The organism is Leptolyngbya cf. ectocarpi LEGE 11479, assembly GCF_015207065.1.
In the GTDB taxonomy this organism is placed as follows: domain Bacteria; phylum Cyanobacteriota; class Cyanobacteriia; order Phormidesmidales; family Phormidesmidaceae; genus Leptothoe; species Leptothoe ectocarpi.
This window is the reverse complement of record NZ_JADEXP010000436.1, coordinates 1-4,830: the sequence shown is the minus strand read 5'-3', so window position 1 is coordinate 4,830 and position 4,830 is coordinate 1. Positions and strand designations below refer to the sequence as shown.

The following is a 4,830-nucleotide window of genomic DNA, read 5'->3' as shown; positions in this document are numbered from 1 at the left end:
CTACATGGGAATCTATTTGGTTAGATATGGGAAAAATGCATGTCATCTAGATCGAATGCGCTGCGCTACTATGTGCTGTCGCGATTGATGCTGGCACCCCTGATGATCTGGACGATCACGACAGTGGTGTTTTTATTAATGCGGGCCACACCAGGGGATCCGGTGGATGCGCTATTGGGGCCAAGGGCACCGATTGAGGCTAAGGAGGCGTTGCGATCGCAGCTTGGTCTCGATCAACCCCTATTTTTCCAATATCTAGACTACCTGGGGCACCTACTCAAGTTTGACCTGGGCAGCTCTATCGCCAGTCAAGGTCAAACCGTCTGGCAAATTATTGGCGATCATTTTCCTGCCACCGTTGAACTCACCCTCTGTGGTCTGACCGTAGCCGCCATTGTCGGTATTACCGTCGGTTCAATTGCCGCATCGCGACCCAACACCCCGATTGATGCCGGTGGCCGGTTGTTTGGCATTCTCACCTATGCTACTCCCATGTACTGGTTTGGCATGATTTTGCAGCTAATATTTGCTGTACAGCTGCGGTGGTTTCCCATTGGCACCCGTTTTCCTTTGGCCCAAACACCACCCGCCGGTCCGACCGGCTTATATTTGCTCGACAGTTTACTCCAGGCCAATTTCAACCAGTTTGGCACCGCCCTCCATCATCTGGCATTACCCAGTCTTACCCTAGGTATTTTGATCAGCGGTGTATTTGAGCGCATGGTGCGGGTCAACCTCAAACAAACCTTGCGAGCTGACTATGTAGAGGCCGCTCGGGCTCGGGGCATTCCCGAATTTCGCATCATCACTGTCCATGCCCTGAAAAATGCCCTGATTCCAGTGATCACTATTCTGGGGCTCACATTTGCCTCATTACTCGGGGGCACCGTACTAACGGAAGTGACCTTTTCTTGGCCAGGACTGGCTAACCGTTTTTTTGAAGCCATTTCCCAGCGGGACTACGAGGTTGTCCAGGGACTAATGACGTTTTTTGGCACGATTGTTGCGTTGGTCAGCATTGCCATCGATATTCTCAATGCCTATGTTGACCCTAGGATTCGTTACTGAGGAGTCTGCCTGAGGATGTAATCACGACTTGCTGTGAGAATCATACGAATTCGCAATACAAAATATTGACTTTTGTAATATCCTTTAAGATACGTTGCAGTCGTAGTTGCTGATCGTGTGTTGAAGCACTTATTTTTGTTGCATCTCTTCATAAAGTTATGATTCCATCAGTAGATCCCAAGGTTTCGCCCCTAGACCTTGTGCGGCGTGTATGGATGGAGATAATTGTGCAGCCTTTGACCCTAGGGTTGCTAGTCTTAGTCTTGGCGTCAGGCGTCAGTACGGGGATTCCCCAATCTTCCTCCAAAGTGCCGGCTCAGATGCCTGAACCTCATCAGCGACATACGCCATCGCCTTCATTCTCAGCAGCAACGACAGCGATGCCGTCCGGCGATCATCTGGGGCATCAGCGGGTGACCTCAACCTTAATGACGGGGCATATCCTGACGTCAGCCCACGTCGTTACCCATCGTGACGTTATCCAGCTATCGATCAAAACCGAAAATAATTCAAAAGAAGATAAGTAATTTTCACATTGCAGGACCTGTCTTCAATTAGCGTCAGGCTCAGGAGCCTGACGCTAATGTTAATCGGGCTTGATATGATTTAGAAGTCTCTTTAGTGATGGAGATCCAGGTTTGAATGGTTTGCGACAGATCATCTGTTTTGTAACTACTGTCAGCATGTGTCTATTGTTGCCGAGTTCTAGGGGCTGGGCACAATCGGAAGACTGTAGTTTTTTTGCATCACCTCAAACATTTAATACCTTTGAGAGGGATGATGGCATTATTGTGATTGGCCATGTCCGCACTCAACCGTATATTGTTCTATCGACTACCGATCCACAAGCAAACTTGCCTGTGATCCGCACATGTGTGCCGGATGCGTTTTTGACATCCTCACGGTTGGGTAGCTATATCCAAGTAGCATCGTTTGCTAATTATCGTGAGGCGCAGGATCTCGCTGAGCTGATTAGCGATTCTCTGGGGGTAGACACGCGGATAATCCATCGTAATCGGCTGGGGCGATAGGGGCATTCTGGTGGCTGTAGCCTGATGATAAAAGCCCGAGGTGCCTGAGTTTCAAATGTTTCGGCCAAATGGCCTGAATCCCCAGGCCATTTTAATGACCCATGGGATCACTGATGTAGAGGCGTGACATGATGCAATTAGTAATTGGTACACAGCATATTGAGAAGGGCCTATAGCTATGGTTAGGCTAAATCACAGTGTTCTAGCTCGTTGTTTTCGTCCCAACCGCATTGCGGTGCTGACTAGCTTAGCTGTCATGATGGCTGGTGTGGCGCTAGAGACCAGTGCACAACAACCTCTCTCAGTGCGGGTAGATCGGTGGTTAGAAGTTCGTAATTTGAGTGGGACTGTTGAGTTTCTGCAAGGTGGACAGTGGCGTCCGGCCCAGCTCGGTCAACGTTTGAGCGCGGTTGGTGAGGGCTTAAATACAGGCTCCGGCGCGCTAGCACGGCTGGCTATTGATACTGAGGTCGGCTTTGTTAGCGTTTCTGAAAATACAACGCTCAGAATTCTTCAATTTTATACAACTCCTAGGGGAGGCAAGGTTACTGAACTGGATGTCACCCGTGGCCAGGCTAGAGTGTTTGTCAGACCCTTTACCAATCCAGATTCTCGTTTAGAGATTCGTACACCCGCCGGTGTTAATGGCGTGAGAGGGACAAATTTGGGAATCGCTATTCAGCCCAGTGGTCGTTCTTCTCTGGTGGTCGAGGAAGGGCGTGTTGTCTCTGAAGCTCAAGGGGTTTCTGTCCCAGTGAATGCTGGGTTTCAGAATTACACAATTCCAGGAGAACCTCCGTCGGACCCTGTTCCCATTACTGAAGAACCCAATTTAAATCTGTTGCGCATAGAGCGGCAGCGTCGTGATGGTCAGTCATTTATTGCGATCGCAGGCAACACGTTTCCAGTCAACTTATTAGTGGTCGATGAAGAGACTCAAGAAATCGACCGCGAGGGTAACTTTGAGCTAGAGTTGCCGCTTCCTGATAATCGACGGATTCAAGTCACCATCGTTACTCCCCTTGGCACAAAGCAAGTCTATGAGCTGGCGGTTCCCTAATTGGCGCACAGTGCTACGACGATGTGAGCCGCTGCTGCCAGGTTTGCTGGTCAGTGGTGTGGTTGCTTCTTTGTCGTCTCTTGGTGCATTTATTTATCTTGAAGATCTCGCGTCTGATGCGCTGACTCGCCTGCGGGGGCCGCAGCCTTGGAGTGATGAGTTAGTGGTGATTGGTATCGATGATCCCACGTTTCAACAGTTGGGGATGCACCCACTGCCGCGAAAATACTACGCCGATCTCCTACAGAAGTTGATGGAGTCTGGTAACCGGTTAGTTGCCTTTGACATTTTGATGTCAGAGCCTAATCCTGATGACAAGGTGTTGGCTGAAGCGATGGCTGAGCATGGAGGGGTGATTCTCGCTGCCACCATCAGTACAGATGGGCAACCCTTGAATGCTAATTCTCTGTTAAGCAACAATGCCCAGAAAAGTGGCCGCATAGATGAGAGTAGTGATTTTGATGGCATTACCCGTCGCCACCGACTCTCTATAAACAATCGCCTTTCTCTGGCAGCGGCTACGGCGGCTGTTTATAGTGCGACCGGTGATGTTATTGCCTTACCCGCGTTACCCGATAATCAATTATTACTTAACTGGCCTGGACCTGTGGAGCGGATCAAGTTTGCCAGTTTGATTGACGTTCTAGACGGCAAGATTCCCCCTGACCAGCTAACTCATAAGATTATTCTTGTCGGTGTAACGGGCACGGGTACTGATCGAGATCTCCGCACCCCCTTTGATAATGATCGAGTGGGCGGCGTGTATGTCTATGCTGCTGTACTACATAATCTTTTAGAAGAAAACTGGTTACGTATACCCAGTCAGTGGTTAGTTTACTTATTTATATTTTTATCAGGCCCCCTGATGAGTGGGGCATTACAGGGACGTTCATTTTTACGCCAAGTGGGGCTTTGGGTGTTGGGGGCTAGTCTATGGGTGATAATTTGCTTCGGCGCTCGCTTTCAGAATTATGCCCTACCAGTGGCGATGCCAATTGTGTTGCTGAGTCTTACAGAAGGATTAATTATCTTTACTGATCGGTTACGTAGCAGTGCTATGCTCCAAGCGCGCAATGAGTTTCTGGGGACAATGAGCCACGAGTTGCGCACTCCGCTAAATGCCATTATCGGGATCTCCGAGATGATGCAGGAGACTCCCTTGGATCCTAGACAGCGAGAATTTAGTGAGACGATTCAAAATAGTAGTCAGGCCCTGCTAGCGCTGATTAATGATGTGCTCGATTTTTCTAAAATTGAGGCAGGGCGACTGGTTCTAGAAGAGCATCCGGTCAACTTACGTAACTCCATTGAAGAGAGTTTGGATATTGTCGCTACGCGAGCTACGAACAAGCCCTTGGATATGGTTTATATGGTGGATCCCAAAACTCCGCCAGTGATTATTAGCGACCCTATTCGGCTGCGACAGATTTTGCTCAATTTACTGAGTAATGCCGTGAAATTTACCGATCATGGGGAAGTTGCGGTGGTCGTGCAACCGGCATCGAGTGATGATTTAGGGGCTCCTGTCACGCGCTGGTCCCACCCGTCTGAGCAGTCGATATTACTGCACTTTGCTGTGCGAGATACGGGGATTGGAATTCCCGAGGACCGTCTGGCCCAGATTTTTGAACCATTTCGGCAAGCGAGTTCGTCAACTACCCGAAAATATGG

The 4,830-nt window shown here is 49.4% G+C and carries 5 protein-coding genes; all 5 read left to right on the top strand.

Annotated elements, in window-relative coordinates; all coding sequences use genetic code 11:
- Positions 1-39 precede the first annotated feature (39 nt).
- Positions 40-1,068, top strand: a complete 1,029-nt coding sequence (locus tag IQ260_RS27775) for an ABC transporter permease (protein ID WP_193996315.1) — start codon at positions 40-42, stop codon at positions 1,066-1,068.
- Positions 1,069-1,226: 158 nt separating this feature from the next.
- Positions 1,227-1,595: a hypothetical protein gene (locus IQ260_RS27770; protein ID WP_193996314.1), complete on the top strand. Its 369-nt coding sequence runs from the start codon at positions 1,227-1,229 to the stop codon at positions 1,593-1,595.
- Positions 1,596-1,751: 156 nt separating this feature from the next.
- Positions 1,752-2,099, top strand: a complete 348-nt coding sequence (locus IQ260_RS27765) for a hypothetical protein (RefSeq protein ID WP_193996313.1) — start codon at positions 1,752-1,754, stop codon at positions 2,097-2,099.
- 178 nt (positions 2,100-2,277) lie between these two features.
- On the top strand, positions 2,278-3,159 hold the full coding sequence (locus IQ260_RS27760; RefSeq protein ID WP_228016491.1) for a FecR family protein: 882 nt from the start codon (positions 2,278-2,280) through the stop codon (positions 3,157-3,159).
- Positions 3,160-3,169: 10 nt separating this feature from the next.
- The coding region (locus tag IQ260_RS27755) for a CHASE2 domain-containing protein (protein WP_193996312.1) at positions 3,170-4,830 on the top strand (1,661 nt) is incomplete at its 3' end.

Bases quoted from the DNA above. Each gene is read 5' to 3' on its own strand.
- IQ260_RS27760 (WP_228016491.1), top strand. From the start codon at position 2,278: ATGGTTAGGCTAAATCACAGTGTTCTAGCTCGTTGTTTTCGTCCCAAC.
- IQ260_RS27775 (WP_193996315.1), top strand. From the start codon at position 40: ATGTCATCTAGATCGAATGCGCTGCGCTACTATGTGCTGTCGCGATTG.
- IQ260_RS27765 (WP_193996313.1), top strand. From the start codon at position 1,752: ATGTGTCTATTGTTGCCGAGTTCTAGGGGCTGGGCACAATCGGAAGAC.
- IQ260_RS27770 (WP_193996314.1), top strand. From the start codon at position 1,227: ATGATTCCATCAGTAGATCCCAAGGTTTCGCCCCTAGACCTTGTGCGG.